This is a genomic window from Paracoccus sp. J39, from assembly GCF_000518925.1.
Classification (GTDB): Bacteria; Pseudomonadota; Alphaproteobacteria; order Rhodobacterales; family Rhodobacteraceae; genus Paracoccus.
Window position 1 is genome coordinate 1 of the sequence record NZ_JAEN01000006.1, and the last position, 26,873, is coordinate 26,873.

The window sequence follows — 26,873 nt, forward strand, 5'->3', positions numbered from 1 at the left end:
GCCATGCGAATGACGACTGAGGAATCTTTTGTTAAGGTATTGCAGCTTCACGGGATCGAGCATGCTTTCGGGATCATCGGCTCTGCGATGATGCCTGTGTCGGATCTGTTTCCGAAGGCTGGGATCAGGTTCTGGGACTGCGCGCATGAGACGAATGCGGGTCTGATGGCGGACGGGTTCACGCGCTCGACCGGCAAGATGTCGATGGCGATCGCGCAGAACGGGCCGGGGGTGACGGGCTTCGTGACGCCGGTGAAGACCGCCTACTGGAACCACACGCCGCTTCTGCTGGTGACGCCTCAGGCGGCGAACCGGACCATCGGCCAGGGCGGCTTCCAGGAGATGGAGCAGATGCGGCTCTTTGCCGATTGCGTCTGCTACCAGGAGGAGGTGCGCGACGCGAGCCGCATCCCCGAGGTGCTGAACCGGGTGATCATGCAAGCCTGGCGCAACTCGGCCCCGGCGCAGATCAACATCCCGCGCGACTTCTGGACCCAGGTGATCGACGTGGAACTGCCGCAGGTGGTGGCCTTCGAGCGGCCCGCGGGCGGCGAGCAGGCGGTGGCCGAGGCGGCAAGGCTGCTCAGCGAGGCAAAATTCCCGGTCATCCTGTCGGGCGCCGGGGTGGTGCTGTCGGGGGCGATCCCGGACCTGGTGAAGCTGGCCGAGCGGCTGGATGCGCCGGTCTGCAGCAATTACCAGCACAATGACAGCTTCCCGGGCAGCCACCCGCTGGCCATGGGGCCGCTGGGCTACAACGGCTCGAAGGCCGGGATGGAGATCATCCAGAAGGCCGATGTGGTGCTGGCGCTGGGGACGCGATTGAACCCGTTCTCGACCCTGCCGGGCTACGGCATCGACTACTGGCCGAAGCAGGCCAGGATCATCCAGGTCGACATCAATGCCGACCGCATCGGGCTGACCAAGAAGGTCACGGTGGGCATCCAGGGCGATGCGGCCAAGGTGGCGCGCGGCATCCTGGCGCAGCTTGCCCCCGCGGCGGGCGATGCCGGGCGGCAGGAACGCAAGGATCTCATCGCGCAGACCAAGTCCCGCTGGGCGCAGGAGCTTTCGAGCCTCGACCACGAGGAGGATGATCCGGGCACCGAATGGAACGCCGAGGCGCGGGTCCGCGACGCCGGGCTGATGAGCCCGCGCCAGGCCTGGCGGGCGATCATGCAGGCGGTGCCGAAGGAGGCGATCGTCAGCTCGGACATCGGCAACAACTGCGCCATCGGCAATGCCTATCCAAGCTTCGAGGCCGGGCGCAAATACCTGGCGCCGGGCCTCTTCGGTCCCTGCGGCTACGGCTTCCCGGCGATCCTGGGCGCCAAGATCGGCAATCCCGAGGTGCCGGTGATCGGCTTTGCCGGCGACGGCGCCTTCGGCATCTCGATGAACGAGATGACCGCCTGCGGGCGCGCGGACTGGCCGGCGATCACCATGGTGATCTTCCGCAACTACCAATGGGGCGCGGAAAAGCGCAACACGACGCTGTGGTACGACAACAACTTCGTCGGCACCGAGCTCGACCGCGACACCTCCTATGCCGGCATCGCCCGGGCCTGCGGGCTCGCCGGCGTGCAGGTCAAGTCGCAGGAGGAGCTGACCGCGGCCCTGCACGAGGCGGTCGAGCGGCAGATGCGGGACGGCGAGACCACCTTCATCGAGGTGCTCTTGAACCAGGAGCTGGGCGAGCCCTTCCGCCGCGACGCGATGAAGAAGCCGGTGGTGGTGGCCGGCATCGACCCGGCCGACATGCGCCCGCAAAAGGGCGCGGCCTGACGCGGAAAGGCGGCGCAGGGCGCCGGCGCCCCCCGGCTTTCACCGTTTCCCAAATACTCCGGGGGGCGCTTGCCGGGCCCCGTCGAGGGGCCGGGCAAGCGCGAGGGGGCAGCGCCCCCCTCGGCGGCCGGGAAGGACCGCAGGACCGCCGGACACATCCGCCCATGAGGCCCTCTCCCGGGGCGCATGACGCCCTTCCGACGACGACCCGGCGCGGCCCCCGCCCCGGCCCCATCCCCGCATCCCGGTGACGACGATGATGACCACCCTGATCCCTTCGCGCAGCCTGCTCGGCGAGGCCTTCCCGGGCTTCGCGGTCTCGGCGCTGGTCGCGGCCACGGCGCAGTTCCTGTCGGACCATTACGGCGCCCCGGCCATGCTGCTGGCGCTGCTTCTGGGCCTGGCGCTGAACTTCCTGGCCGAGGAGGGCACCCGCACCGCGCCCGGCATCGCCTTCACCGCCCGCACCGTGCTGCGGCTCGGGGTGGCGCTTCTGGGCGCGCGGATCTCGGTCGAGATGCTGAGCGGGCTGGGGCCGCGCGCCATCGCGCTGGTGGTCGCGGGGGTGGTGCTGACCATCCTCTTCGCGCTCCTCGCCACCCGCCTCGTCGGCCGCGGCTGGCGCTTCGCGCTGCTGACCGGCGGCGCGGTGGCGATCTGCGGCGCCTCGGCGGCCATGGCCATCGCCGCGGTCCTGCCCCGGCACGAGAAATCCGAGCGCGACCTGGTCTTCACCGTGCTCTCGGTCACCGTGCTCTCGACCCTGGCCATGGTGCTCTACCCGATGCTGTCGAACGCCTTCGGCTTCACGGCGCGCGACAGCGGCGTCTTTTTGGGCGGCACCATCCACGACGTGGCCCAGGTGGTCGGCGCCGGCTTTTCCATCGGCCCCGAGGCCGGCGAGACCGCGACGCTGGTCAAGCTGATCCGCGTCTCGATGCTGGCGCCGGTGGTGCTGTGCTTCTCGCTGGCGATCCGGGCGCGCGGGCTGGCCGATGCCAGGGGCGGCAAGGCGCCGCCGCTCTTGCCGGGCTTCGTGCTGGGCTTCCTGGCGCTGGCGGCGCTGAACAGCGCCGGGCTGATCCCGCAGCCGGTCTCGGCGCTTGCCGGGCAGCTGTCCCGCTGGGCGCTGCTGATCTCGATCGCCGCGGTCGGCATCAAGACCTCGCTCGGCAGGATGCTCGAGGTCGGGGGCGGCGCCATCGCGCTGATCGTGGCCGAGACCGTGTTCCTGGGCGTCTTCGTCGTCGCCGGCCTGCATTTCTGGGGGTAGTGCCATGAAACCGCTCGAGCGCATCCACGAGGCCGCGAAGGCCCTGGACCGCCACATCATCCTGCCCGAGGGCGGGGACCCGCGCGTCGCCGAGGCCGCCCGCCGGCTGGTGGCCGAGGGGCTGGCCCGCGTCACCCTGCTGGGCGGGCCCGAGATCCCCGGCGTGGGCCGCATCGACCCGGCGGGCGCGCCCGACCTGGCCGAGCTGGCCGACCACTGGCACCGGCTGCGCGCCGCCAAGGGCATGACCGCGGAACGCGCGCTTTCCGAGATGCGCGACCCGATCCGCCAGGCGGCGATGCGGGTGCGGCTGGGCCAGGCCGACGGCACGGTGGGCGGCGCGGTCGCCACCACCGCCGACACGGTGCGCGCGGCCCTGCAGATCATCGGCCGGGCCCCCGGGGCCGGGATCGTGTCGAGCTTCTTTCTGATGCTGTCCTGCGGGCCCGGGGCGCCGGTCCGGGGCGGCATGATCTTTGCCGATTGCGGGCTGGTGATCCAGCCCGACGCGGCCGAGCTCGCCGCCATCGCGCTGTCGGCGGCCGAGAGCTGCCGGCGGCTCCTGGCCGAGGCGCCGCGGGTGGCGCTCTTGTCCTTTTCGACCGCCGGCTCGGCCGATCATCCCAGCCTGGGGCGGCTGCGCGAGGCCTTGGCGCTGATCCGCGCCGCCGCCCCGGATCTGGAGGTCGACGGCGAGCTGCAGTTCGACGCGGCGCTGGACGAGGCGATCCGGGCGAGGAAGGCCCCGGCAAGCCGCCTGACCGGCCGGCCGAACGTCTTCGTCTTTCCCGACCTCGCCTCGGGCAATATCGGCTACAAGATCGCCCAGCGCCTGGGCGGCCTCATCGCCATCGGACCCATCCTCCAGGGCCTCGCCAAACCCGCAAACGACCTCTCCAGAGGATGCTCCGTCAACGATATCGTCAATGCAACAGCAATAACCGCCATGCAAACTCAAATATGAGCCGCGCAGAGCTGGAACCGGATTTTGCCCCATGATTGCACGTTTTTCGATCCTGGCGCGTTACGTTTCAACCCGGGCCACCGATCGGTGATCGGCCCCGCAATCGCAAGCAGCCGGCCGCGTCCGAAAGGGCGTGCCAAGAGGAGGAGAAGCCATGACCGAACAGCCTGGAAACCCTGAAACCCCCCGCGCCGCGGATGCGACGGACCCCGCGCGGCGTCGCTTTCTCGGCAGGACCGGCCTGACGGCGCTGGGGACCATCCTGGGCATGGCCGTCCCGTTCGAACGCAACCTGCCCGCAGGTTTCGTGCCCGCCGCGCTGGCCCAGGACACCGGCCTCGACCTGATGGCGGGCAAGCAGGGGCTGGTGGTGCTGGGCGACCGGCCGCTGAATGCAGAGACCCCGGCGCATCTGCTGGACGACGACGTCACGCCCTATGAACGGCTGTTCATCCGCATGAACGGCCTTGTCCCGCAGACGGCGCTGGACCAGGACGCCGAGGGCTGGACGCTGAGCGTCGACGGCGAGGTCGAGACGCCGCTGGAGCTGACCATCGACGCGCTGAAGGCGCGCTTCGAGACCGTCACCCGGCGGCTGGTGATCGAATGCGGCGGCAATGGCCGGGCCTTCTTCCAGCCCGGCACCTCGGGCAACCAATGGACCGTCGGCGCGGTCGGTTGCCCGGAATGGACCGGCGTGCGGCTGGCCGATGTGCTGAAGGCGGCAGGCGTGAAGGACAGCGCCGTCTATACCGGGCATTACGGCAACGACGTGCATCTGAGCGGCGACGAGGAGCAGGAGGTCATCTCGCGCGGCGTGCCCATCGAAAAGGCGCTGGAGGAGGATGCGATCATTGCCTGGGCGATGAACGGCGAGCCGCTGCCGGCGCTGCACGGCTTTCCGCTGCGGCTGGTGGTGCCGGGCTATCCGGCCTCGGTCTCGCAGAAATACCTCAACCGCATCCGGGTCCGCGACAGGGAGCATGACGGCGCCAAGATGACCGGCGATTCCTATCGCATCCCGGCCTATCCGGTCGCGCCCGGCACCGAGGTGCCCGAGGAGGACATGGTGGTGCTGACCGAGATGCCGGTGAAGTCCATCGTCACCTTCCCCGAGACCGGGACCGAGGTGAAGGCGGGCGAGACGGTCGAGGTGCGCGGTCATGCCTGGTGCGGCAAGGGCGACGTCGCCTCGGTGCATGTCTCGCTGGATTTCGGCCAGACCTGGCAGGAGGCCGCGCTGGAGCCGCCGCCGAACCGCTTTGCCTGGCAGCGCTGGCGCGCGCAGCTGACCCTGCCGCAGCATGGCTATTACGAGGTCTGGGCGCGGGCCACCGACCAGGATGGCATCGGCCAGCCGCCACTGTCCCCGGCCTGGAACCCGCGCGGCTATGCCAACAACATCCAACACCGCATCGCGCTGGTCGCGGTCGCGTGAGGGGAGGGCGCGATGTCCAGAATTATCAAGACATTTGCCGCCGCTCTGGCCGCGCTGGTGCTGGGGGTCGGGCTGGCTGCGGCCGAGGTGCGGCCCGATCCGATGCAGGCGCTGGCGGGCCGGCCCGCCGGCGCGAACCCGCTCGACCCGATGACGGCGATCCGTGCCAAGGCGGATGCGGGCGAGGCGCGGGCGGGGAACGAGGAATTCGGCGGCCTGCCCGAGGGCGCGGGCGCCGAGGAGACCTATTACCAATGCGTCGCCTGCCATTCGACCGAGATCATCAAGCAGCAGCGCGTCACCGACCATCGCTGGGACGAGCTGTGGACCTGGATGGTCGAGGAGCAGGGCATGGTCGAGCCCGACGAGGAGACCAGAGCGCTGATCCTGACCTATCTCAAGACCAATTTCTCGTCCGAGAGGTAGGAAGGGCCGCGGCGGATGTGTCGTCCGGGTTCGAGAATCGAGCAAGGCCGCGCACAGGCGCGGCCTGCTGCGCAGCCATGGCGGAGCATATTGATATGCTACAAAGAATAGCCATTGTATCTACAAAAGATTTGCAGAAAGGGCGGCGCTTTGGCTGCAGATGATCGGGAAGATCCGTCCATGACGGCACAGAAGCCTGCGGCCGCGACGACCGATCGCAAGGGCGTGCGGATGCGTTGCGCCGCCGCATCCTGGCCATGGAGATCGCGCCCGGAGCCTTGATCGACGAGCAGGAACCGGCCGAGGAATTCGGGCTCTTCCGCCCTCCGCCCGGCCCGCGGTGGATTTTGGACCGACCCGCATCTATCGCGCCTTCCCCGACCCGAAAAGTCTGCCGCCGCCAAGGCCACGCTGGCGATCCGGGAGCGGCGGGCCGGAATCGAGCCACCGCCAACCCCTTCACGAGGACGTTCCCTGCGCCACCGCTTCTTCTGCATCGACAGCCATGCCTGCGGCAACCCGGTCCGTGTGGTCGCGGGCGGCGCCCCGCTGCTGCCGCATCTGCCGATCTTCGAACGCCGCAACCTGTTCCTGCGCGACCACGACTGGATGCGCACCGCGCTGATGTTCGAGCCGCGCGGCCATCATGTCGGGCGCGATCCTTTATCCCGCCTTCCGCGAGGATTGCGACTTCGCGGTGCTGTTCATCGCGCTGCGCCTTCCCGGCCCGGCGGCCAGCTCAATAGGGCAGGCCGACGTAGTTTTCGGCCAGTTCGCGGCGCGCGGTGTCGGATTCCGCCAGATGCGCCAGGGTGGCGCGGCGCATCTGCGCGGCGAAACCGTCCTCGCCGTCGAAACGGTGCAGCATCATGGTCATCTGCCAGCTGAAGCGCATGGCCTTCCAGATCCGCGCCAGCGCGCGGTCGGAATAGGCGTCGAGCCCCGCCTGTTCGCCCTGCTTCAGCGCCGCAATCAGCGCCTGATGCAGGTAGAACACGTCCGACACCGCCAGGTTCAGCCCCTTGGCCCCGGTCGGCGGCACGATATGCGCGGCATCGCCCACCAGGAACAGCCGGCCCCAGCGCAGCGGCTCCGAGACGAAGCTGCGCAGCGGCGCGACGGATTTCTCGATCGAGAGGCCGGTGACCAGCCGCGCCGCGGCCTGGGCGGGGATGCGGCGGCGGAACGCGGCCCAGAAGCGGTCGTCGGGCCAGTCCTCGACCCGGTCGCTCAGCGGCACCTGCACGTAATAGCGCACGAGATTGTGGTTGCGCATCGAGGCCAGCGCGAAGCCATGCGGCGAATTGGCATAGATCAGCTCGTCGGCAACCGGCGGCGTGCGCGACAGGATGCCCAGCCAGCCGAAGGGATAGACCCGCTCGAATTCGCGGCGCCGATCCTCGGGGATGGTCCTGCGCGAGACGCCGTGAAAGCCGTCGCAGCCCGCGACATAGGCGCAGCTTAGGCGGTGGCGCCGGCCGCCCTGCGTGTATTCCACCGCCGCCTGCGGCCCGTCGAGGTCGAGGATGCGTACATCCTCGACGCCGTGCAGGATGGTCGTGCCCATGGCGTCCTGCGCGTCGTAAAGGTCATGCGTGACCTCGGTCTGGCCATAGACCATGACCTGCCTGCCGGTCAGCGCCTTGAAATCGACATGCACCATCAGGTCGGCATCGGTGAACCAGGCGCCGTCATGCGCGATGCCCTCGGCATCCATGCGGGCGCCGACCCCGGCCTCGCGCAGCAGTTCAACGCTGCCCCATTCCAGGATGCCGGCGCGGATGCGCGACAGCACATGCTCGCGGCTGGCGCGTTCCAGGATGACCGTGGCGATGCCGGCGCGGTTCAGAAGCTGCGAGAGCAGCAGCCCCGAAGGCCCGCCGCCGATGATGACGACCTGAGTGTCCATGACGATGTCCGCTTGTTTCCCTGACCTGCAGCATAGGCGGCGGGCGGGCGGCGATGAATGGACGCGGACGGCAAAGACTTGTATGAATCGTGCATGAGCGTGCCCGGCCCCATCCCGGTCTTCAACCTGTTCGGCGAGACTGCCGCCTTCCCGGACGTGATCCATTGCGAGCGGATCTGGGACCGGGCGCGTCTGCACGACTGGGCGATCTCGCCGCATCGCCATCGCGAGATGATGCAGGTCTTCGCCATGCGGCAGGGCGAGGCGCAGGTGATGCTGGACGGCGATGTCGCGCGTCTGCATGACGGGCAATTCCTGTTCGTGCCGGCGCTGGTCGTGCATGGTTTCCGCTTCCGCAAGGGCAGCGAGGGCATGGTGCTGTCCTTTCCGCTGAGCGTCGCCGCCGGCTTGCAGGCCGCCTCGGCCGAGATCGGCCGGCACCTGTCGCGCCCGTTCTTCGGCGCGCTGGACGAGGGGCTGCTGACGCTGATCGGCCAGCTCTCCGACGCCTTCGCCGGCCACGGTGCCTATCGCGGGCCGCTGCTGGCGGTGCTGTCGCATGCCCTGCTGACCGCGCTTTGCGAGCTCGACCGCGCGGCCTCGGCCGAGACGGTCGGCGGCAGCCCGCAGCGGCTGCAGCGGCTGGCGGCGCTGGTCGCGGCGCATATGGCCGAGGGCTGGCGGCCCGGCGACTATGCCCGCGCGCTGGCGATCACGCCCGGCCATCTGAACCGGCTGTGCCGCGAGGCGGCGGGGGTCAGCGCCTCGCGCCATATCGAGGGGCTGGTGATGGCCGAGGCCTGCCGCCTGCTGGCCTTTACCCAGCTGCCGGTGGCCGAGATCGGCTATCGGCTGGGCTTTCACGACCCGGCGCATTTCTCGCGCCGGTTCCGGCTTTTGCGCGGCACGACGCCAAGCGCCTATCGCCGGCCCTTCATGACCGTGGCCTGACCGCTGGCACCAATCGGGCCGTCAGCCGCCCGCGACCCGGCCGGCGATCTGGCGCGCCACCTGTTCCAGCGTGGCAAGGCCCGGCGTCGCGGCGGCCTGCCGGCGGGTCATGCCGACCGCGCCGGACAGGAACCTTGCCCCGGTCGGGAACTCGACCAGCAGGCCGCGCTCGACCTCGTCCAGCACCACCCCGCGCGAGATGAACCACAGGCTGTCTGAGGCCAGGCAGATCCCCCGCCCCAGCGCCAGCGACACCGTCTCGACCAGCGGCCGGACGCTGGCCAGCCCCAGCGAGACCAGATAGGCATCGACCGAGGCGCGGATCAGCGCCGTCGCCGGCGGCAGGATCAGCGGCGCCTCGCGCAGCGCCTCGGCGGCCGGCCGGCCGGCTGCGGGATGGCCGGCGCGCGCCACCAGCACGACATCCTCCTCGTAAAGGTGATCGAAGCTCAGCCCCGCCATTTCCGAGGGGCTGGGCAGGCGGCCGATCATCAGGTCGATGCTGCCGGCGCGCAGCATGCGGATCAGGTAGTGATGCGGCCCGGTCTCGACCGCCAGCATCACGTCGGGCAGGATCTGCCGCAGTCGCAGCACCACCTGCGGAAAGAACCGCGTCGCTACCGTGGGCAGCACGCCCACCCGGATCGTGCCGCTGGTCCCCGGCTGCAGCGCCGCCGCGCCCGCCTCCAGCGCCTGCAGGGCATGGGCGGCGTGGTGGCGAAACAGCGCGCCCTGTTCGGTCAGCACCAGCCGCCGCCCCTGGCGCAGGAACAGCCGCTGCCCCAGCAGCGTCTCCAGCTCGGCCAGGGTGCGCGACAGCGCCGGCTGGGTGATGCCTTGCCGGCGGGCGACGGCGGACAGCCCGCCCTCGGCCGCGATGTCCAGAAAGGCGCGGATATGGCGCAGCTTGATCGCCGGATGCATAATTGAATGATTATACATGATCGCTCATTTAGCATTTTTCGCCCGGAACAGGCTGTGGCAGATTATGGGTGAGAGAGGAGTTGCCATGCAAGTTCTGATGCGACCCTGGGGGGCGATGCATTACCGGATCGACGGGCCCGAGGACGGGTTGCCGGTGGTTTTCGCCAATTCCCTGGGCACCGACCTGCGGCTTTGGGACGCGGTGCTGCCGCTTCTGCCGGGCATCCGCGCCATTCGCTACGACAAGCGCGGCCACGGCCTGTCCGATTCCGGCGGCCCCGTCTCGATCGCCGATCTGGCCGAGGACGCCGCGGCGCTGATCGAGGCGACCGGCGGACCGGCGGTCTTCGTCGGCCTGTCCATCGGCGGCATGATCGGCCAGGCGCTGGCCGCGCGCCGGCCCGAATTGCTGCGCGCGCTGGTGCTGTCGAACACCGCGCCCCGCATGGGCGCGCCCGAGATCTGGGCCGCCCGCATCGCCGCCATCCGCGCCGGCGGCGTCGCCAGCATCGCCGATGCGGTGCTGGAGCGCTGGTTCGCCGCCCGCTTCCGCGCCACGCCGGCGCTGCATCCCTGGCGCAACATGCTGGCCCGCTGCGACGCGCAGGGCTATATCGCCGCCTGCGAGGCCATCGCCGCCGCCGACCTGACCGAGGGCACGGCCGGCCTGCGCCTGCCGGTGCTGGTGATCGCCGGGGACCAGGACGGTTCCTCGCCGCCGGATCTGGTGCGCGGCACCGCCGATCTGATCCCCGGCGCGGATTTCCACGTCATTCCCGGCGCCGGCCATCTGCCCTGCGTCGAAACCCCCGCCGCATGGGCCGCGCTGCTGGCCCCCTTCCTTCAGGACCATCTCCGATGACCAACCGCTACGACCAGGGCATGACCACCCGGCGCCGGGTGCTGGGCGATGCCCATGTCGCCCGCGCCGAGGCCGCCAAGACCGATTTCGACGAGCCCTTCCAGAGGCTGATCACCGAATCCGCCTGGGGCGCGGTCTGGTCGCGCGACACGATCAGCCCGCGCGAGCGCTCGATGCTGACCATCGCGCTGCTGGCGGGGCTGGGCAACGACCACGAACTGGCCCTGCATATCCGCGCCACCGCCAACACCGGCGCCACGCCCGGCGACGTGATCGAGGCGCTGCTGCATGTCGCCATCTATGCCGGCGTCCCGCGCGCCAACCATGCGATCAAGATCGCCAAGGAGACCTTTGCCGAGATGGAGGCGGCCAAGCGATGACCCTCAGCAATGCAACCGACCGCGGCCCGCTGTTCTTCCGCGACCGCGACTGGCACCCGCCGGCCTATACGCCGGGCTACAAGACCTCGATGACCCGCGCCCCGCATCGCGCGCTGGTGGCGCTCGGCTCGACCCTGTCCGAGGAAACCGGCCCCGCCTTCGGCCATGACATGCTGGGCGAGCTGGACAACAATCTGGTGATGAACTTCACCGGCCAGCCCGCCATCGGCGAGCGCATCATCATGCACGGCCGGGTGCTGGACGAGACCGGCCGCGGCGTGCCGAACGTGCTGGTCGAGATCTGGCAGGCCAATGCCGGCGGCCGCTACCGCCACAAGAAGGACGGCTACCTGGCGCCGCTCGACCCGAATTTCGGCGGCTGCGGGCGCACGCTGACCGGGCCGGACGGAAGCTACGAATTCCTGACCATCCGCCCGGGCGCCTATCCCTGGCCGAACCATGTCAACAACTGGCGGCCGATGCATATCCACATCTCGGTCTTCGGCACCGGCTTCGGCCAGCGCCTGATCACCCAGATGTATTTCGAGGGCGACCCGCTGATCGCGAAATGCCCGATCGTCAACACCATCGGCCAGGACCGCGCCATCCAGGCGCTGGTGGCGCCCCTGGACATGAACCGGGCGATTCCGATGGACTGCCTGGCCTACAAGTTCGACATCGTGCTGCGCGGCCGCCGCCAGTCGTTCTTCGAAAACCGCAAGGAGGGGATGTGATGCAGGGACTGGACTATCTCAAGGAAACCCCCTCGCAGACCGCCGGCCCCTATGTCCATATCGGCCTGACCCCGAACGCGCTCGGCAATCCCGGCATCTATCCGCAGGACCTGGGCCTCTCGCCGATCCGCGAGGGCGCGCGGGGCGAGCGCATCACCATCACCGGCCGCGTCATCGACGGCGCCGGCATGGTCCTGCGCGATGCGCTTTTCGAAACCTGGCAGGCCGATGCGGATGGCATCTATCCCGGCAACGACCCGCGCGGCGCCGCCGATCCGAACGTCACCGGCTGGGCCCGGGTCGCGGCGGATTTCGACACCGGCATCTGGCGGCTGGAAACCGTCAAGCCCGGCCGCGTGCCCTTCCCGGACGGCCGGCTGATGGCGCCGCATATCAATGTCTGGCTGGTGGCGCGGGGCATCAATCTCGGGCTCCAGACGCGGATCTGCTTCGAGGACGAGGAGGCGGCCAATGCCGAATGCCCGGTCCTCGCCCGGATCGAGCACAAGGCCCGCATCCAGACGCTCATGGCGAAGCGGACCGGACCGGGCGAATACGGTTTCGACTTCAAGCTGCAGGGCGAGAACGAAACCGTCTTCTTCGACATCTGAGGGCAAGGCCATGACCGCAACCCCCTGCATCATCTGCGACGCCATCACCGGCTCGCTGCCGACCAAGGACAACAACCCGGCGGTGCCGATCTCCATCGAGGAGCAGGTCGAATCGACGCAGGAAGCCTTCGAGGCCGGCGCGACCATCGCCCATTGCCACGTCCGCGACGACGAGGGCCGGCCGAGTTCCGACCCCGAACGCTTCGCCCGGCTCAAGGAAGGGATCGAGACGCATTGCCCCGGCATGATCGTCCAGCTCTCGACCGGCGGCCGCTCGGGGGCGGGTCGCGCACGCGGCGGCATGCTGCCGCTGGCCCCCGACATGGCCTCGCTCTCGGTCGGCTCGAACAATTTCCCGACCCGGGTCTACGAGAACCCGCCGGACCTGGTGGACTGGCTGGCCGCCGAGATGGCGAAATACGATATCAAACCGGAAATCGAGGCTTTCGACCTCAGCCATATCCTCAAGGCGCATCAGATGTGGCAGGCGGGCCAGATCAAGGACCGGCCCTATGTGCAATTCGTCATGGGGGTGAAAAACGCCATGCCCGCCGACCGCGAGGTCTTCGACTATTACGTCCATACGGTGAAGCGCCTTTTCGGCGCCGATGCGCCCTGGTGCGCGGCGGGCATCGGGCCGAACCAGATCGTGCTGAACGACTGGGCGATCTCTGCCGGCGGCCATGCCCGCACCGGGCTCGAGGACAATGTCCGCCTCGACCGCGACAGGCTCGCCCCCTCGAACGCCGCGCTGGTGAAACGCGCCGTGGCGCTTTGCGAGAAATACCGCCGCCCGGTGGCGACCTGGCGGCAGGCCCGGCAGATCCTCGGCCTGCGCTCCCCCGCCGCCTGACCCCTGCCGCCTGCCTCTCGCATCTTCTTTCTTGTCCAAATATCCTCGGGGGGTCCGGGGGGCAGACGGCCCCCCGGTCCTGTCATTGCAAAAGGACCGACCGATGCCCGCCGCAGCCGCCGACAGCGCCCTTTATCGCAGCCTCTTCTCGGATGACGAGACCGCCGCGCTCTTCGCCGACAGCGCCGAGATCCGCGCCATGCTGCTGGTCGAGGGCGCGCTGGCCCGCGTGCAGGCCCGGCTGGGCCTGATCCCCGAAACCGCCAGCGCCTTCATCGAGCGCGCCGCGCGCGAGGTGCAGATCGACCCCGCCGCGCTCGGCCCCGAGACGGCGACCAACGGCGTGCCGGTCCCGGCGCTGGTCGCGGCCTTCCGCAAGGCCATGGAGGCGCCCGATCATGCGCAATACCTGCATTGGGGGGCGACCAGCCAGGACATCATGGAAACCGGTCAGGCGCTGCGGCTGCGCCGGCTGACGGGGATCTGGGACGACAGGCTCGGCCGGCTGGTCGCCGCGCTCGGCCGGCTGGCCCGCGAGCATGCCGATCTGCCGATGGCGGCGCGGACCTACGGGCAGGCGGCGACGCCGACCGGCTTCGGCGCCGTGATCGCCGGCTGGGGCCATCCGCTGCTGCGCCACCGCGCGCGGCTTCAGGCGCTGGCGCCGGACCTGGCCACCGTCTCGCTGGGCGGGGCGGCGGGCACGCTCTCGGCCATGGGGGCCGAGGGCCCCGCCGTGCGCGCCGGCCTGGCCAAGGCGCTCGGCCTGCACGATCCCGGCCACGGCTGGCATGCCGAACGCGACCGCATCGGCAATTTCGCCACCTGGATGGCGGGGCTTTGCGCCAGCCTGGGCAAGATGGGCGAGGACCTGATCCTGATGGCGCAAAGCGGCATCGGCGAAATCCGCATCTCCGGCGCCGGCGGTTCCTCCACCATGCCGCAAAAGCAGAATCCGGTCGGCCCCTCGGTGCTGGTGGCGCTGGCGCGACAGGCGGCGGCGCTGGCCTCGGCGCTGCAGGGCGCCGGCATCCACCGCCAGCAGCGCGACGGCGCGGCCTGGTTCGTGGAATGGCTGACCCTGCCGCAGCTCTGCATCTCGACCGGCCGGGCGCTGGCGCTGGCGCTGGACCTGTCGGGGCGGATCGCGCCCGATGCGCAGGCCATGGCGCGCGGGCTCGACGACGGCAGCGGGCTGATCCATGCCGAGGCCTTCACCTTCGCCCTGGCCCGCCACATGCCGCGCCCCGAGGCGCAGGCCAGGATCAAGGCGCTCTGCGCCGAGGCGCAATCCGGCGGCCAGCCGCTGCCGGCGCTGGTCGTCCGCGAATTCCCGGATCTGGACCTTTCCGCCGCCGGCGGGCTCGGCACCGCCCCGGCCGAGGCGCGGGCCTTTGCCGAGGCCGCCGGCGCCTAGCCCGGCGGCCTCGGCGATCCGCGCGGATGCGCAGCGCGTCCGCCTCGACCAAGACCGGGCGGGCAAGGCCGCTCCCCCCCAGCCGGGACGAAACCACCCGGCCATGGTGGCGCGGGGCACGGGCATCGATGCCCGGCCTCGCACCGCCGCCGGTCAATAGCTGATCGCGGCGCTTTCGCGCAGTTCCGCGACGCTGGGCTTGGGGAAGCCGAAGAATTCCAGATAGGCCGGGATCTGCTCGAACAGCATGTCGGTGCCGACCTGATAGCGGCAGCCGCGGGCGCGGGCGGCGGCAAGCAGGGGCGTGATCTCGGATTTCAGCACCACCTCGCCGACGAAGGTGGCGGGGTCGAGGCGTTCGGGATCCATGGGCAGCGGGTCGCCCTCGGTCATGCCCAAGGGCGAGGCGTTCACCGCCAGGTCGAAGCCCGCCGGGTCGTTCGCGCCGGTCTCAAGCGCGATGCCGGGATAGGCGGCGGCGATGCGGCCGGCCAGCGCCTCGGCATTGGCGGCCGCCGGGTCGTAGAGCGCCAGCCGCGCCACGCCCGCCCGGGCCAGCGAGGCGGCGATGGCCGAGCCGACGCCGCCGCAGCCGACGACCAGGGCCGAGCGGCCCTGCAGTTCCTGGCCCTTGGCCAGCACGCCGCGCACGAAGCCCTCGCCGTCGAACATGTCGGCCTCGAGCGCGCCGTCCCCGGCCAGCCGCAGCCCGTTCGCCGCGCCGGCGATGCGGGCGGTGACCGAGACGCGGTCGGCCAGCGCCAGGGTGCTGACCTTGTGCGGCATGGTGACCAGCGCGCCGTGGATGTTCGACAGCCGGAACAGCAGGCGCAGGAAATCGGGGTAATCCTCGGGCTTGCAGCCCATCGGCACCACCACGGCATCGATGCCGCGCCGCTGGAACCACGGGTTGTAGATCATCGGCGATTTGAAGGTCGTGGTCGGATAGCCCAGATGCGCGATCAGTCTGGTGGTTCCGCGGATCATGATGCCTTGCCTTTCCTGCTCGGGGGGAAAGGCCCCGGATGGACCGGGGCCTTGCGGTGGGGTTCAGCGGCTGGCGGCGGCCTCGGTCCGCAGGTGGTCGTATTCCGCCTTGGGCACCGGCGCGGCATTCGGCTTGCCCAGGTCCTCGATGCGGACCCGGTAGGTCTCGCGCGCCGACCAGGCCGCGGCGGCGGCGATGCAGCAGATGGCGAAGGTGATCGAACCCACCATCAGCGGCACATTGGTCGCGCCCGGAGGGGCGACGGTGGCGAAGAGCGCCGGCAGCAGCGCGGTGATCGTGGTGCCGATATTCTGCGAGATCGCCATCGAGGACACGCGGGTCCGGGTCGGGAACAGCTCGGGGTAGAAGCTGGGAAAGACCGCATTATAGCCCTGATAGACCACGCCCCACATCAGAAGCGACATCAGGATCGCCAGCGGCACCGAATGGATCGAGATGGCGTAGAGATAGCCGAAGGCCAAGAGGCCCGATCCCAGCGCGCCGACGATGATCGGCGGGCGGCGGCCGATGCGGTCCGACAGGTTGCCGACCAGCGGGATCACCAGGCAGGCGACGATATTGCCCAGGACCGGGATCCACAGATAGACGTCCTTGTGGAAGCCGATGCCATAGGCGGCCTGCACGGCATAGGCGGCGCCGAAGACGGTGGCGACGACCGGGATGGTGTTCATCAGCGCCATGCAGATCACCCGGATCATGTCCGGCCAGGTGGTGCGGATCGCCTCGACGACGGGCGAGCGCGGGGTGGCGTGCTCGGCCTCTTCCTGGCGGAAGGCGGGGGTTTCCTCGACCTCGCGGCGGATGATCCAGCCGGCGATGATGACGACGAAGCTCAGCAGGAACGGGATGCGCCAGCCCCAGCTGTTGAAAGCCTCGTCGGGCATGTAATGCGCCAGCGGCAGGAAGACGGCGGCGGCCAGGATCTGGCCGGCCTGCACGCCCTGCAGCGTGAAGCTGGCGAAAAAGCCGCGCCGGCCGAAGGGCGCGTGTTCCATGATCATCGAGCTGGCGCCCGAGATCTCGCCCGCCACGGCGAAGCCCTGCACCAGCCGCAGGATCACCAGAAGGATCGGGGCCAGGATGCCGACCTGCTGATAGGTCGGCAGGATTCCGACCAGCAGGGTCGAGATGCCCATCAGGAACATGCACAGGATCAGCACGTTCTTGCGGCCATGGGTGTCGCCCCAATGGCCCAGCACGAAGGCGCCGATCGGCCGGGCGACATAGCCCACGCCATAGGTCGCCAGCGAGGCGACGATGGCGACGCGCGGGTTTTCCGACGGGAAGAAGATCTGCGGAAACACCAGCGAGGCGGCGGTGGCGTAGATGAAGAAGTCGTAATATTCCAGCGCAGAGCCGATCCAGCCGCTGGCCGCAGCCTTGCCGGATTGATGCCTGCCCTTGGGCGCGATGGCCGGTGAAGCGGTCATGGGTAACCTCCCTGAAGCTGACCACGCCAGCTCCTCTGATTGCGCGGTCTGTGGCAAAAGGTCGCAAAACAGTTGAATAACGTCAAAGACCGTTTGACGCTTTGCATTAACATGATGTTAATTCATTAGCGCCGGGATGGGCCGGAATGGGGCGGCGATTCCGGGCAGGGGATTGATTTCCATGCCTGCCGCTTGCGGAATCGGCCCGATGGCCCGGTGACCGGCGGTTTTCCCGCAAGGGCGGAAAATCAGCCCTGCTCCGCCAGCTGCCGGGCGATTTTCCAGCCGAAGACCATGGCCGGGCCGATGGTCGTGCCGGGCCCCGGATAGGTGCCGCGGAAAATCGAGGCGGCGTCGTTGCCGCAGGCGTAAAGCCCGGGGATCGGCCGGCCCTCGCGGTCCAGAACCTGCCCCTCGGCATTGCAGTCGAGCCCGCCGCTGCCGGCCAGATCGACCGGAACCACGCGCAGCGCATAGAAGGGCGCCTGCCGGATCGGGCCCAGGCAGGGATTGGGCTTGACCTCGGGATCGCCGTTGAAGCGGTTCACCACCGTCGAGCCGCGGCCGAAATCGGCGTCGGAACCGGTTTCCGCGAAACGGTTGTTGGCCCGGACGCTTTCGGCCAGCCCCTGCGCATCGACTCCGATGGCGGCGGCCAGCGTGTCAAGGTTGCCTGCGCGCTGCAGATAGCCCTGCCGCAGCAGCCGCCGCAGCCCGCGCCCGCCCGGCAGGACCAGCCCCAGCCCGTAGCGGCGGATGAAACCGGAATCGACCACCAGCCAGGCCTCGGACAGGCCGGCGCGGATCATGCCCATGCAGAAATCGTGATAGCTGCCGGCCTCGTTCACGAAGCGGCGGCCGTCGCGGCCGACGGCGATCAGCCCCGGCTTGGCGCGGTCCAGGATGATATGCGGCCAGATTGCCTGCGACCCGTCCGGACGGCCGAGCAGCGAGCAGGGCATCCACAGCCCGGCGCTGTCGCCGCCATCGTCCAGCGCCGCGCCGGCGCGCTCGACCGCCAGGGCGATGCCGTCGCCGCTACTGCCCTCGGGCGCCTGCGAGAAGGCGGCGATCTGCGGCGGAAACAGCCGCTCGCGCAGGGCGCGGTTCCAGCCGATGCCGCCGGTCGCCAGCACCACGCCCCGCCGCGCCCGGATGCGGCGCCGGCCCTGCGGGGTCTCGATCACCGCGCCGATCACCGCCTGCCCGTCGCGGATGAGATCGGCCAGCGGGCTGTCGAACCAGATCGGCACCGCGCGCCGGCGCAGGCTGAAAAACAGCCGCGCCACCAGCGCATTGCCCATCAGCAGCCGGGTGCCGCGCCGATGGCCCAGCCGGTCGCGGGCATAGCGCAGCAGGATCTTCAGCGCGGTCGCCAGGTTGCCGGCGCTGGCAAAGGGGGCGAGCAGCGCCCCCAGCTCGCCGCGCGCGACCATCATGCCGCCCAGACCCATGAACACGTCGCGCGGCGGCCGCACCCGGTCGAAATCGGCCCCAAGCAGCCGGCCGTCGAATTCCACCGGTGCGAGCGCCCGCCCGCCATAGGCCGAACCGGGACCGTCCAGATAGTCGGGATGCGCGGCGGCGGCGACGAAGCGGACCTCGGAATGGCGTTCAAGCTCGGCGATGGCCTCGGGTCCCGTGGCCAGAAACGCCTCGCGCCGCGCATCGCCGCCACGGTGGCCGACGACATGGCGCAGGAAGGCGGCGGCGTCCTCGGCGCTGTCGGGCACCCCGGCCCGGTGGCTCAGCTCGGTGCCCGGCACCCAGGTCGTGCCGCCCGAGGTGGCGGTGGTGCCGCCGACCATGCCGGTCTTTTCGCAAAGCAGCACCGACAGGCCGGCGATGGCGCCGCTCAGCGCCGCCGTCATCCCGCCCGCGCCGGCGCCGATCACCAGAAGATCGACCTCTTCGTCGAAAGCCGTGGCCGTCATGCGCGATCCCTCCTCCTTGCCCCGATGCGTGGCGGAACTTGCCACAGGCGGCATAAAAATGGAAGATACTTTTATAATTGAATATTATTCCATATAATAGGAAAGGAGGAGACAGCATGACACAGGACACAAGGCGGCCGCGCCGCATTCTTCTGACCGGCGGCACCGGTTTCATCGGCCTGCGGGTGGCGGCCGCGCTGGCGACGCAGGGCATCGTCCCGCGCCTTTTCGACCTCGAAGCCGCGATCCGCCGCACCGTGCTGCCAAAGGGCTGCGAGGCGGAGGCGGGGGATGTGACCGATGCCGATTCGCTGGCGCGGGCCGGCGAGGGCTGCGACGGCATCGTGCATCTGGCCGGGCTGATGACGGTGGATTGCGCCGCCGACCCGGCGCGGGCGGTGCGGGTCAATGTGCTGGGCTCGGCGCATGTCTTCGAACTGGCGCGCCGGCTGCGGGTTCCGGTCGCCTGGCTCAGCACCGCCGGGGTGTTCGGGCCGGACAGCGCCACGCTGCCGCGGCCGATGACCGTCTACGGCGTGACCAAGCTGGCGGTCGAGGGGCTGGCGCGGGTCCATGCCGCCGATCACGGCCTGCCCAGCCTGGGGCTGCGGCCCTATATCGTCTACGGGCCGGGGATCAGCAGCGGCATCGCGGCCGGGCCGTCCATCGCGCTGGCGGCCTCGGTCCGGCGCGAGCCGGCGGTGATCCGCTTCTCGGGCCGGGTGGGCTTCGTGCATGTGGATGACGTGGCGCGGCTGCTGGCCGCGGCGATGCTGCGGCCGATGCAGGGCGCGACGGTGCTGACCATGGCCGGCGATACGCGCGAGATGGCGGACTTCACCGCCGAGTTGGCCCGGCAGAGCGGCTGGGACGGCATTACCATCGACGGCCCGCCGCTGCGCATTCCGACGGATCTCGCCTCGGACCCGGTGCCGGACTGGCTGGGCGCGCAGCCGGTCACGCCGATCGAGGAGGGCATCCGCCGCACGCTGGCGGAACTGGGCGGCTAGGCTTTCGGCATGCCCTTGGGCCGCAGGGTGCGCTTTTGCGCGGCGATGCGGAACGGGGCGTTCGGCGCGCCATAGCCGGCGTAATCGCCGCGGCGCTGCACGATCTCCAGGAAGAAGCCGCCGGGCAGGGCGGTCGAGTAGAACTGCAGGAACTGCCCGCCGGCATCCTCGTCATACATGATGTGATGGGCGCGCAGCCGGGCGGTGAAATCCGGATCGAGCCCGAATCGCGCCTCGACGTCGTCGTAGTAATTCGCCCCGATGCGCAGGAAGGGGAAGCCGCGCGCCGCCATCTCGGCCGCGGTGGCGAAGATGTCGTCGCTGGCGAAGGCGAGGTGCTGGACCGAGGAGCCGAAGGTCTCGTGCAGGAACTGCCCGGCCAGGGTGCGCCGCGTCTCGGCGCCGTTCAGGGTGATGCGCAGCCCGCCGGCCCGGATGGCCTGGCTGCGCACCAGCCCGTCGGGATCGACCACATCGACCATCGGCGCCTTTTCGGCCGTGAACAGGGTGGTGTAGAACAGCGACCAGCTGAGCATTTCGTCATAGGCCATGGTCTGGCCCAGGTGATCGACGCCGGCAAGCCCGGCGCCCGGCGGCGCGGGGGCGTCAAGGGCGAAATCCACCTCCCAGATCCGGCCCAGATCGCCCCGGCGGTCCAGCAGGCGGATCACGTTGCTGCCGGCGCCGCGGATGCCGGGGATATCAAGCTCCTGCGCGGCATGGGGCGCGACATGCGGCTCGGCCCCCAGTGCCAGGGCGCGGTCGAAGGCGGCGCGGGCGTCGGGGACCATCAGCCCGATTTCGGACACGCCGGTGCCATGCGTGACCCAAGCGCTGTGGGCGTAGCCCTCGGGCTCGGCATTGACCAGCAGGTTGACGCCGCCCTGCCGCCACAGCGTTACCTGCTTGCTGAGATGCCGGCCGGCCTTTTCGAAGCCGGCCGTGGTGAGCAGGCTCTCCAGCGGCCCGGCATCTTCGGCCGAGGTGGCGAATTCGACGAACTCGACCCGCTCGACCGGGGCGGGGGCGGGAAAGGCGGGCAGATCGACGGAGAGCGAAGGCTCGGCCCGGCGCACGCGGTCCATCAGCGCCACCAGGCTGCGATGGCCGTCGCGGGCCACCAGGCGCGGCAGCCCGGCGCGGAACTGGTCGTTGAAGATTTCCAGGCTCAGCGGTCCGTCATAGCCGGTGGCCATGACCGCGCGGGTGAAGCCGGCGACGTCCAGGTCTCCCTCGCCCGGCATGTTGCGGAAATGCCGCGACCAGTAGAGCAGGTCCATCTCGATCAGCGGCGCGTCGGCCAGCTGCACGAAGAAGATGCGGTCGCCGGGAATGCGGCGGATGCTGTCCGGATCCAGTTTGCGGCCCAGCGTGTGGAAGCTGTCGAGGATCAGGCCGACATTCGGGTGATCGGCGCGGCGCACGATCTCCCATGCGTCGCGGTGGTCGTTGACGTGCCGGCCCCAGCACAGCGCCTCGTAGCCGAGGCGGATGCCGCGCTGCGCCGCGATCTCGCCCAGTTCGCGGAAATCGGCGGCGGCGCGGTCGATGCCGCCAAGCGCCTCGGGATGGGTCGAGGAGCAGACGAGCACCAGGTCGGTGCCCAGCTCGGCCATCAGGTCGAACTTGCGCTGCGCCCGGGCGAAGGCGCGGCTGCGCAGGGGCTCGGGCAGGCCCTCGAAATCGCGGAAGGGCTGGAACAGGGTGATCTCCAGCCCATGGTCGCGGACCATGCGGCCCACCTCGGCCGGGGTGAAGTCCGAGGCGAGGAAATCCTGCTCGAAGATCTCGATCCCGTCGAATCCGGCCTGCTGGATCGCGGCGAGTTTCTCGGTAAAGCTGCCCGAAATCGATACGGTGGCAATCGAGGTCTTCATCCCGCACCCCTTTCCCTGATGCGCCAAGGGTCGCAAAGAATGGGCGTAACGGCAAATGCCGATTCTTCGCCGTGATTAACCTTGCGTTAATTCACAGCGGCGAGAAGGCCAGCGGACGCAGGATCACATGCCGTCCCGGCTGCGGCGCCGCCGGCACCGGCCCGGCGCTGCGCGGCATCAGCGCGACGGGACCGCGCGCATCGCCCGAGACCGGCTGCCACAGCGCCTCTGCCCCGGCCGGCTCCGCGCCGATCACCAGCGCGGCGCAATCGGGGGCGAAAAGCGCCGCGCCGGGGGCTGGCGCGGCATGGGCGCGCAAGCGTCCCGCCAGCGCCGCATGGAAGCGCGGCGAGGCGTGGTCGAGCCGCAGGAAACGGTTCTGCTGCGCATCGACCAGCGGGAAGGCGGCGGGGATGAAACCCCTGGTCCAGCCTTCCTCCTGCGCCAGCGCGGCGCGGCGGAATTCGCGTTCGGCCCAGTCGGCATAGCTCCACAGGTGATGGATGGTGTTCAGCGGCCCGGTCTCGGCCAGCCAATAGCCCATCAGGGGCAGGTGCCGGGTCACCAGCGGCAGGCCGCGTTCGGCCAGCAGGGCCAGGTAATCGCCCGCCGCGCCGGGTTTCAGCCGATAGCTGCGCCATTCATGGATCATGCCGGTCCCTCCTGCCGCGCAGATTGGCGCGGGCGGCGGCGCGCGGAAATGGACCGCGCGTCGGAAAGATTGGACTCAGCCCTCGGATCGCGCGGCCTGCTTGCGGAAGGCGCCGGGCGAGATGCCGACGCGCTGGGTGAAGAAGCGGTTGAAATAGGCCGGATCGTCGAAGCCGGTCAGATGCGCCACCTGCGCCACCGTGCTTTCGGTATAGACCAGATAACGCTTGGCCTCGATCACGATGCGCTCGTAAAGCAGCTCGGATGCGGTCTTGCCGCTGCGCGCCTTGCAGGCCGCGTTCAGCCGCGCCGGGGTGACGGCCAATTCGCCGGCAAAGAAGCCCAGCGAACGCTGGCTGCGGAAATGTTCTTCGAGCAGCGCGCGATAGCGCACCAGCAGGTCGTAGTCGCGGTCCGGCGTGGCGGTGCCGGCGTCCTGATGCGCGATCGACAGCCGCAGCACCACCACCAGGATGCGCATGTATTGCGCCAGGATCGCCGTGCGCCGGCCCGGGGCCGACCAGATGAATTCGCGGTGCAGCCAGTGAAAGGTGTCGATCACCGCCGGAATGTCGAGGCCGGTCCCGGCCAGCGGATAGACGGCCGGCCGGCCCGCCGCCGTCGCCAGCCGCGGATCGCCGGCCGATGCCGTGCGCAGGCAGCCAAGCGCCGCCGTCACCGCGAACCCGTCGGTGCCGGGATCGAAGTCGATCTGGTGCACGACGCCCGCCGGCACCACCAGGATGCCGGGGGCGGGGATCGGCAGCTGGCGGTCCTCCATGCGGATGCCGCCGCCGCCCGATTTCACCAGCAGCACCTGCATGTGATCGGGATGGGCATGGGGACGAATCCTCCAATCGTTCGGGCCGCTGCGTTCGCGGATCGGCTCGATATGAAGCAGGTCCAGTTCGACATCCGCCTCCTGATCTCCATAGAGATAGTAATGCGGGATGCTGCCTGCCGCCTTGTCGCCCATGCGTTCCTCCGTCCCCCGGTCGGTTGCGAATAGTGCAAGAATTGCGCGCCAGCGTCCATTGGTTCGCCATGCCCCCCGCAGTAGCAGGAAGGCAGCGAGAAAGGGAGGGAGCCAATGGGCGCGCAGGAGCATTGCGACGTGCTGGTGATCGGCTCGGGCGCCGGTGGGCTGGCCACGGCGATCACCGCCAGAAAGCACGGGCTGTCGGTGATCGTGATCGAGAAGGAGCCGGTCTTCGGCGGCACCACCGCCTTTTCCGGCGGCGTGCTGTGGATCCCCGGCAACCGCCACGGCCGGGCGCTGAACCCGGATGACACGCGCGCGGCGGCGCGGGCCTATCTGCGGGCCGAGACCGGCAATTTCCACCAGCCCGAGGCGGTCGAGGCCTTCCTGGAGGCCGGACCGAAGATGCTGGACTGGTTCGAGGCCGAGACCGAGGTGAAATTCATCCCCACGCTTTACCCCGATTATCACCCGACCGTGCCGGGCGGGGTGGATGTCGGCCGCTCGGTGCTGGCGGCGCCCTATGACAGCAGCGCGCTGGGGGAAAACCTGCGCCGCCTGCGGCCGCCCTTGGCGACCATCACCTTCATGGGGATGATGTTCAATTCCTCGAACGCGGACATCCGGCATTTCTTCAACGCCACCCGCTCGCCGACCTCGTTTGCCTATGTCGCGAAGCGGCTGGCCGCCCATGCGGCCGAGGTCGCCCGCCACGGCCGCGGCGTGCAGGTGACCAGCGGCAACGCCCTGGCGGCGCGGCTGGCCAAGACCTGCTTCGACCTCGGCATCGCCATCCTGACCGAGACCCCGGCGCTGCATCTGCTGAAGCAGGGCGGCCGCGTCACCGGCGCGCAGGTCGGCGGCGCGCAGCCGCGCAGCATCATGGCCGCGCGCGGCGTGGTGCTGGCCTGCGGCGGCTATGCGCAGGATCTGGCCCGCCGTGCCGGGATCTATGCCCATCTGAAGGCGGGGGGCGCGCATCACTCGCCGGTGCCCCCGGGCAATACCGGCGACGGCATCCGGCTGGGCGAGGCGGTCGGCGGCGCTTTCGACGCCGAATATCCGCAGCCCGCCGCCTGGATGCCGGTCAGCCTGGTGCCGGGCAAGGGCGTGTTTCCGCATCTGCTGGACCGCTACAAGCCCGGCATGATCGCGGTGCGGTCCGACGGGCGGCGCTTTGTCAACGAAAGCGACAGCTATCACGATGTCGGCGCGGCCATGGCCGCAGGCGACGGGACGGCCTGGCTGATCTGCGACCATCGCGCGATCCGCAAATACGGCCTTGGCCATGCCAAGCCGGCGCCGATGCCGCTATGGCTCTGGACCCGCAGCGGCTATCTGAAGCGCGGCCGGACGCTGGCCGATCTGGCCCGGGCTTGCGGCATCGACCCGGCAGGGCTGGAGGCGACGGTCGCGGCCTATAACCGCGGCGCGCGCGAGGGGCGGGACGAGCAGTTCCGCCGCGGCGAGACCAGCTTCAACCGCTATCTCGCCGATCCGGACCACCAGCCGAACCCCTGCGTGGCGCCGGTCGAGCGCGGCCCGTTCTACGCCGTGCGCATGGAAATGGGGGATCTGGGCACCTTCGACGGGCTCAGGACCACGGTCGAGGGCGCGGTGCTGGACCGGCAGGGCGCGGCGATCGCGGGGCTCTATGCCGTGGGCAACGACCGCGCCAGCATCATGGGCGGGAACTATCCGGGCGCGGGCATCACGCTGGGCCCGGCCATGACCTTCGGCTGGATCACCGGCCGCCATCTGGCCGGGCGCGCGGCCGCAAAGGAGGATGCAGCATGAGCTGGCTTGGACTGGAAGGCAGGACCGTCGTCATCACCGGCGCCGGCGGCGGCATCGGTCAGGCGCTGGCGCGGAACTTTGCCGCCGAGGGGGCGCGGGCAATCCTGCTGGACCGCGACCTTGACCGCTCCGGGCCGCTGGCCGAACAGCTGGGCGGCGGCGCCTTGGCGCTGGCCTGCGATCTGGCCGATCCGGGCAGCGTCGCTGCCGCCGCCGGGCGGGTCGAGGCCGAGGGCGGCGCCGAGGTGCTGGTCAACAGCGCCGCCATCCTGCGCCCCGGCGCGCTGGACAGCGTCAGCGCCGAGGATTGGTCGGCCATGCTGGCGGTGAACCTGACCGGCTACCTGACCGCGGCGCAGGCTTTCGGGCGCGGCATGTTGCGACGCGGGCGCGGTGCGCTGGTCCATGTCGCCAGCATCGCCGCCAGCCAGCCGCAGCCGGCCAGCGGCGCCTATTCCGCCTCGAAGGCGGCGGTGGCGATGCTGTCGCGGCAGCTGGCCGCCGAATGGGGTCCGCGCGGCCTGCGCTCGAACTGCGTCAGCCCCGGGCTGGTGCTGACGCCGATGTCCGCCGCCTTCTATGCTGATCCCGAGGTCAGGGCCCGGCGCGAGGCCATGGTGCCCTTGCGCCGCATCGCCTCGCCGCAGGACATCGCGGATGCGGCGCTGTATCTCGCCTCGGACCGGGCGGCCTATGTCACCGGGCAGGACATCGTGGTCGATGGCGGCTTGTCGCAAAGCCTGATGGGGCTGGTGCCGAGGCCGGGCTATGCTTAGCGAGGCGCTGGTCACCGGCGGGGCCGAGGGCATCGGCTGGGCCATCGCGCAGGCGCTTGCGGCACAGGGCTGCCGGGTCACGATCGCCGATCTCGACGGCGACAAGGCGGCGCTGCGGGCGGCGGAACTGGGCGCGGGGCATCGCGGCATCCGCTGCGACGTCACCGACGAGGTTCAGGCGCGGGCGGCGGCCGCCGTCGCGCCTTTCGGCATCCTGGTGAACAATGCCGGCATCGGCGACAGCCACCTGCCGACACTGGAACAGGATCTGACCGCCTTTCGCCGGGTGCTGGACGTGCATCTGTCGGGGACCTTCCTGATGACGCGGCAGGTGGCGCGCGGCATGCTGGCGCGCGGGCGCGGGGCGGTGGTGAACCTGTCCTCGATCGCCGGGCTGACCGGCCTGCCGCGGCGCAATGCCTATGGCGCGGCCAAGGCCGGCATCGTGGCGATGACCCGGGCCATGGCCTGCGAATGGGCGGGGCAGGGGCTGCGCGTGAACGCCGTCGCCCCGGCCTTCGTCGAGACCGCGCTGGTCCGGACGCTGGCCAGGGCGGGCCGGATCGACCTGTCGGCCATCCGCCGCCGCACGCCGCTGGGCCGGCTGATCGAGGCGCGCGAGGTGGCGGCGGCCGTGGCCTTCCTGGCCTCGGACGCGGCCTCGGGCATCACCGGGGCGGTGCTGCCGGTCGATGGCGGCTGGACCGCCTTCGGCGATTTCGGCGAGGCGAGCCGCCCCGATTGAGCGCGGCCCCGCCGGTTTGCGCGCCGGCTGCACAAGGAACGGGCAGGCGCCTTGCCCCAAGCCGGGTTTCCGGCCCCCTCCGGTGGCCCTGGGCCCGGAAAGGCGCGACAATCGGGCATGAGCCATCTCCGATTCGAC

24 protein-coding genes and 1 pseudogene are annotated in these 26,873 nt (G+C 70.1%); 17 read left to right on the forward strand and 8 right to left on the reverse strand.

The window, feature by feature from the left end:
• The first annotated feature begins 3 nt into the window (after positions 1-3).
• The 6 genes and pseudogenes from xsc to L632_RS24855 all read left to right on the forward strand — a co-directional run.
• Positions 4-1,785 carry a sulfoacetaldehyde acetyltransferase gene (gene xsc, locus L632_RS0107395; protein ID WP_028712788.1) on the forward strand — a complete coding sequence of 594 codons (1,782 nt, stop codon included), beginning with the start codon at positions 4-6 and terminating at the stop codon, positions 1,783-1,785.
• Between the two features lie 256 nt (positions 1,786-2,041).
• Positions 2,042-3,058, forward strand: coding sequence for a YeiH family protein (locus L632_RS0107400; protein WP_028712789.1), 1,017 nt, complete (start codon positions 2,042-2,044; stop codon positions 3,056-3,058).
• 4 nt (positions 3,059-3,062) lie between these two features.
• Positions 3,063-4,022 (forward strand): phosphate acetyltransferase, encoded by a 960-nt coding sequence (gene pta / locus L632_RS0107405; protein ID WP_028712790.1) that lies wholly within the window; start codon positions 3,063-3,065, stop codon positions 4,020-4,022.
• A gap of 154 nt (positions 4,023-4,176) precedes the next feature.
• The gene (locus L632_RS0107410; protein WP_028716552.1) at positions 4,177-5,460 is read left to right on the forward strand and encodes a sulfite oxidase; all 1,284 of its coding nucleotides are present in this window, start codon (positions 4,177-4,179) and stop codon (positions 5,458-5,460) included.
• Between the two features lie 12 nt (positions 5,461-5,472).
• Entirely contained in the window at positions 5,473-5,886 is a 414-nt protein-coding gene (locus L632_RS0107415; protein WP_028713086.1) for a hypothetical protein, read from the forward strand.
• Between the two features lie 528 nt (positions 5,887-6,414).
• Positions 6,415-6,477: pseudogene (locus L632_RS24855) on the forward strand (hypothetical protein); the annotation flags it as partial.
• Between the two features lie 148 nt (positions 6,478-6,625).
• Here the strand turns inward: L632_RS24855 and pobA are convergent.
• Positions 6,626-7,795, reverse strand: coding sequence for a 4-hydroxybenzoate 3-monooxygenase (gene pobA / locus L632_RS0107425; RefSeq protein ID WP_028713084.1), 1,170 nt, complete (start codon positions 7,793-7,795; stop codon positions 6,626-6,628).
• Between the two features lie 93 nt (positions 7,796-7,888).
• Here pobA and L632_RS0107430 point away from each other — a divergent pair, with 93 nt between their 5' ends.
• Positions 7,889-8,746 (forward strand): helix-turn-helix domain-containing protein, encoded by an 858-nt coding sequence (locus L632_RS0107430; RefSeq protein WP_036697588.1) that lies wholly within the window; start codon positions 7,889-7,891, stop codon positions 8,744-8,746.
• Between the two features lie 21 nt (positions 8,747-8,767).
• Here the strand turns inward: L632_RS0107430 and L632_RS0107435 are convergent, their stop codons facing one another.
• Positions 8,768-9,688 (reverse strand): LysR substrate-binding domain-containing protein, encoded by a 921-nt coding sequence (locus tag L632_RS0107435; protein ID WP_084637829.1) that lies wholly within the window; start codon positions 9,686-9,688, stop codon positions 8,768-8,770.
• Between the two features lie 67 nt (positions 9,689-9,755).
• Between L632_RS0107435 and pcaD the strand changes: the two genes are divergently transcribed.
• From pcaD to L632_RS0107465, 6 genes are all read left to right on the forward strand, one after another.
• Entirely contained in the window at positions 9,756-10,532 is a 777-nt protein-coding gene (gene pcaD, locus L632_RS0107440) for a 3-oxoadipate enol-lactonase (RefSeq protein WP_028713081.1), read from the forward strand.
• Entirely contained in the window at positions 10,529-10,912 is a 384-nt protein-coding gene (pcaC, locus tag L632_RS0107445; RefSeq protein WP_028713080.1) for a 4-carboxymuconolactone decarboxylase, read from the forward strand. Before pcaD ends, pcaC begins: the two co-directional genes overlap by 4 nt.
• On the forward strand, positions 10,909-11,646 hold the full coding sequence (gene pcaH / locus L632_RS0107450) for a protocatechuate 3,4-dioxygenase subunit beta (protein ID WP_028713079.1): 738 nt from the start codon (positions 10,909-10,911) through the stop codon (positions 11,644-11,646). Before pcaC ends, pcaH begins: the two co-directional genes overlap by 4 nt.
• A complete protein-coding gene (pcaG, locus tag L632_RS0107455; RefSeq protein WP_036697590.1) occupies positions 11,646-12,257 on the forward strand; it encodes a protocatechuate 3,4-dioxygenase subunit alpha in 612 nt (203 codons plus the stop codon). The genes pcaH and pcaG overlap by 1 nt, the downstream gene beginning before the upstream one ends.
• Positions 12,258-12,267: 10 nt before the next feature.
• Positions 12,268-13,110: a 3-keto-5-aminohexanoate cleavage protein gene (locus L632_RS0107460; RefSeq protein WP_028716554.1), complete on the forward strand. Its 843-nt coding sequence runs from the start codon at positions 12,268-12,270 to the stop codon at positions 13,108-13,110.
• A 103-nt stretch (positions 13,111-13,213) separates the two neighbouring features.
• Positions 13,214-14,527 (forward strand): lyase family protein, encoded by a 1,314-nt coding sequence (locus tag L632_RS0107465; RefSeq protein ID WP_028716555.1) that lies wholly within the window; start codon positions 13,214-13,216, stop codon positions 14,525-14,527.
• A gap of 153 nt (positions 14,528-14,680) precedes the next feature.
• Here L632_RS0107465 and L632_RS0107470 read toward each other — a convergent pair whose 3' ends face one another.
• The 3 genes from L632_RS0107470 to L632_RS22185 all read right to left on the reverse strand — a co-directional run bounded on the left by L632_RS0107470 (position 14,681) and on the right by L632_RS22185 (position 18,900).
• On the reverse strand, positions 14,681-15,514 hold the full coding sequence (locus L632_RS0107470) for a shikimate dehydrogenase (protein WP_028713075.1): 834 nt from the start codon (positions 15,512-15,514) through the stop codon (positions 14,681-14,683).
• A gap of 63 nt (positions 15,515-15,577) precedes the next feature.
• Positions 15,578-16,966 (reverse strand): MFS transporter, encoded by a 1,389-nt coding sequence (locus L632_RS0107475; protein WP_028716556.1) that lies wholly within the window; start codon positions 16,964-16,966, stop codon positions 15,578-15,580.
• Positions 16,967-17,214: 248 nt separating this feature from the next.
• The gene (locus tag L632_RS22185) at positions 17,215-18,900 is read right to left on the reverse strand and encodes an FAD-binding protein (RefSeq protein WP_036697640.1); all 1,686 of its coding nucleotides are present in this window, start codon (positions 18,898-18,900) and stop codon (positions 17,215-17,217) included.
• 116 nt (positions 18,901-19,016) lie between these two features.
• Between L632_RS22185 and L632_RS0107485 the strand changes: the two genes are divergently transcribed.
• Entirely contained in the window at positions 19,017-19,910 is an 894-nt protein-coding gene (locus tag L632_RS0107485; RefSeq protein ID WP_036697594.1) for an NAD(P)-dependent oxidoreductase, read from the forward strand.
• Here the strand turns inward: L632_RS0107485 and L632_RS0107490 are convergent.
• The 3 genes from L632_RS0107490 to L632_RS0107500 all read right to left on the reverse strand — a co-directional run bounded on the left by L632_RS0107490 (position 19,907) and on the right by L632_RS0107500 (position 23,414).
• Positions 19,907-21,787 carry a bifunctional sugar phosphate isomerase/epimerase/4-hydroxyphenylpyruvate dioxygenase family protein gene (locus L632_RS0107490; RefSeq protein ID WP_028713072.1) on the reverse strand — a complete coding sequence of 627 codons (1,881 nt, stop codon included), beginning with the start codon at positions 21,785-21,787 and terminating at the stop codon, positions 19,907-19,909. The two genes, L632_RS0107485 and L632_RS0107490, sit on opposite strands and share 4 nt — an antisense overlap.
• A gap of 91 nt (positions 21,788-21,878) precedes the next feature.
• Positions 21,879-22,439, reverse strand: a complete 561-nt coding sequence (locus tag L632_RS23460) for an NIPSNAP family protein (protein WP_051416236.1) — start codon at positions 22,437-22,439, stop codon at positions 21,879-21,881.
• 75 nt (positions 22,440-22,514) lie between these two features.
• Positions 22,515-23,414, reverse strand: coding sequence for a helix-turn-helix domain-containing protein (locus L632_RS0107500; RefSeq protein WP_028713071.1), 900 nt, complete (start codon positions 23,412-23,414; stop codon positions 22,515-22,517).
• Between the two features lie 114 nt (positions 23,415-23,528).
• Between L632_RS0107500 and L632_RS0107505 the strand changes: the two genes are divergently transcribed.
• The 3 genes from L632_RS0107505 to L632_RS0107515 are packed head-to-tail and all read left to right on the forward strand — an operon-like array spanning position 23,529 to position 26,735.
• Positions 23,529-25,214, forward strand: a complete 1,686-nt coding sequence (locus L632_RS0107505) for an FAD-dependent oxidoreductase (protein WP_028713070.1) — start codon at positions 23,529-23,531, stop codon at positions 25,212-25,214.
• The gene (locus tag L632_RS0107510) at positions 25,211-25,990 is read left to right on the forward strand and encodes an SDR family NAD(P)-dependent oxidoreductase (protein WP_028713069.1); all 780 of its coding nucleotides are present in this window, start codon (positions 25,211-25,213) and stop codon (positions 25,988-25,990) included. The genes L632_RS0107505 and L632_RS0107510 overlap by 4 nt, the downstream gene beginning before the upstream one ends.
• Positions 25,983-26,735: an SDR family NAD(P)-dependent oxidoreductase gene (locus tag L632_RS0107515; RefSeq protein WP_028713068.1), complete on the forward strand. Its 753-nt coding sequence runs from the start codon at positions 25,983-25,985 to the stop codon at positions 26,733-26,735. The genes L632_RS0107510 and L632_RS0107515 overlap by 8 nt, the downstream gene beginning before the upstream one ends.
• The last annotated feature ends 138 nt before the right edge of the window (positions 26,736-26,873 follow it).

What these genes read in the sequence shown, in the direction of transcription:
- L632_RS22185 (WP_036697640.1), bottom strand. Translation starts at nt 18,900, where the DNA reads ATGACGGCCACGGCTTTCGACGAAGAGGTCGATCTTCTGGTGATCGGC.
- L632_RS0107465 (WP_028716555.1), top strand. Translation starts at nt 13,214, where the DNA reads ATGCCCGCCGCAGCCGCCGACAGCGCCCTTTATCGCAGCCTCTTCTCG.
- L632_RS0107510 (WP_028713069.1), top strand. Translation starts at nt 25,211, where the DNA reads ATGAGCTGGCTTGGACTGGAAGGCAGGACCGTCGTCATCACCGGCGCC.
- L632_RS23460 (WP_051416236.1), bottom strand. Translation starts at nt 22,439, where the DNA reads ATGATCCATGAATGGCGCAGCTATCGGCTGAAACCCGGCGCGGCGGGC.
- pcaH (WP_028713079.1), top strand. Translation starts at nt 10,909, where the DNA reads ATGACCCTCAGCAATGCAACCGACCGCGGCCCGCTGTTCTTCCGCGAC.
- L632_RS0107475 (WP_028716556.1), bottom strand. Translation starts at nt 16,966, where the DNA reads ATGACCGCTTCACCGGCCATCGCGCCCAAGGGCAGGCATCAATCCGGC.
- L632_RS0107460 (WP_028716554.1), top strand. Translation starts at nt 12,268, where the DNA reads ATGACCGCAACCCCCTGCATCATCTGCGACGCCATCACCGGCTCGCTG.
- L632_RS0107430 (WP_036697588.1), top strand. Translation starts at nt 7,889, where the DNA reads ATGAGCGTGCCCGGCCCCATCCCGGTCTTCAACCTGTTCGGCGAGACT.
- L632_RS0107490 (WP_028713072.1), bottom strand. Translation starts at nt 21,787, where the DNA reads ATGAAGACCTCGATTGCCACCGTATCGATTTCGGGCAGCTTTACCGAG.
- L632_RS0107515 (WP_028713068.1), top strand. Translation starts at nt 25,983, where the DNA reads ATGCTTAGCGAGGCGCTGGTCACCGGCGGGGCCGAGGGCATCGGCTGG.
- pcaG (WP_036697590.1), top strand. Translation starts at nt 11,646, where the DNA reads ATGCAGGGACTGGACTATCTCAAGGAAACCCCCTCGCAGACCGCCGGC.
- L632_RS0107415 (WP_028713086.1), top strand. Translation starts at nt 5,473, where the DNA reads ATGTCCAGAATTATCAAGACATTTGCCGCCGCTCTGGCCGCGCTGGTG.
- L632_RS0107485 (WP_036697594.1), top strand. Translation starts at nt 19,017, where the DNA reads ATGACACAGGACACAAGGCGGCCGCGCCGCATTCTTCTGACCGGCGGC.
- pobA (WP_028713084.1), bottom strand. Translation starts at nt 7,795, where the DNA reads ATGGACACTCAGGTCGTCATCATCGGCGGCGGGCCTTCGGGGCTGCTG.
- pta (WP_028712790.1), top strand. Translation starts at nt 3,063, where the DNA reads ATGAAACCGCTCGAGCGCATCCACGAGGCCGCGAAGGCCCTGGACCGC.
- L632_RS0107500 (WP_028713071.1), bottom strand. Translation starts at nt 23,414, where the DNA reads ATGGGCGACAAGGCGGCAGGCAGCATCCCGCATTACTATCTCTATGGA.
- pcaC (WP_028713080.1), top strand. Translation starts at nt 10,529, where the DNA reads ATGACCAACCGCTACGACCAGGGCATGACCACCCGGCGCCGGGTGCTG.
- L632_RS0107410 (WP_028716552.1), top strand. Translation starts at nt 4,177, where the DNA reads ATGACCGAACAGCCTGGAAACCCTGAAACCCCCCGCGCCGCGGATGCG.
- xsc (WP_028712788.1), top strand. Translation starts at nt 4, where the DNA reads ATGCGAATGACGACTGAGGAATCTTTTGTTAAGGTATTGCAGCTTCAC.
- L632_RS0107400 (WP_028712789.1), top strand. Translation starts at nt 2,042, where the DNA reads ATGATGACCACCCTGATCCCTTCGCGCAGCCTGCTCGGCGAGGCCTTC.
- pcaD (WP_028713081.1), top strand. Translation starts at nt 9,756, where the DNA reads ATGCAAGTTCTGATGCGACCCTGGGGGGCGATGCATTACCGGATCGAC.
- L632_RS0107435 (WP_084637829.1), bottom strand. Translation starts at nt 9,688, where the DNA reads ATGTATAATCATTCAATTATGCATCCGGCGATCAAGCTGCGCCATATC.
- L632_RS0107505 (WP_028713070.1), top strand. Translation starts at nt 23,529, where the DNA reads ATGGGCGCGCAGGAGCATTGCGACGTGCTGGTGATCGGCTCGGGCGCC.
- L632_RS0107470 (WP_028713075.1), bottom strand. Translation starts at nt 15,514, where the DNA reads ATGATCCGCGGAACCACCAGACTGATCGCGCATCTGGGCTATCCGACC.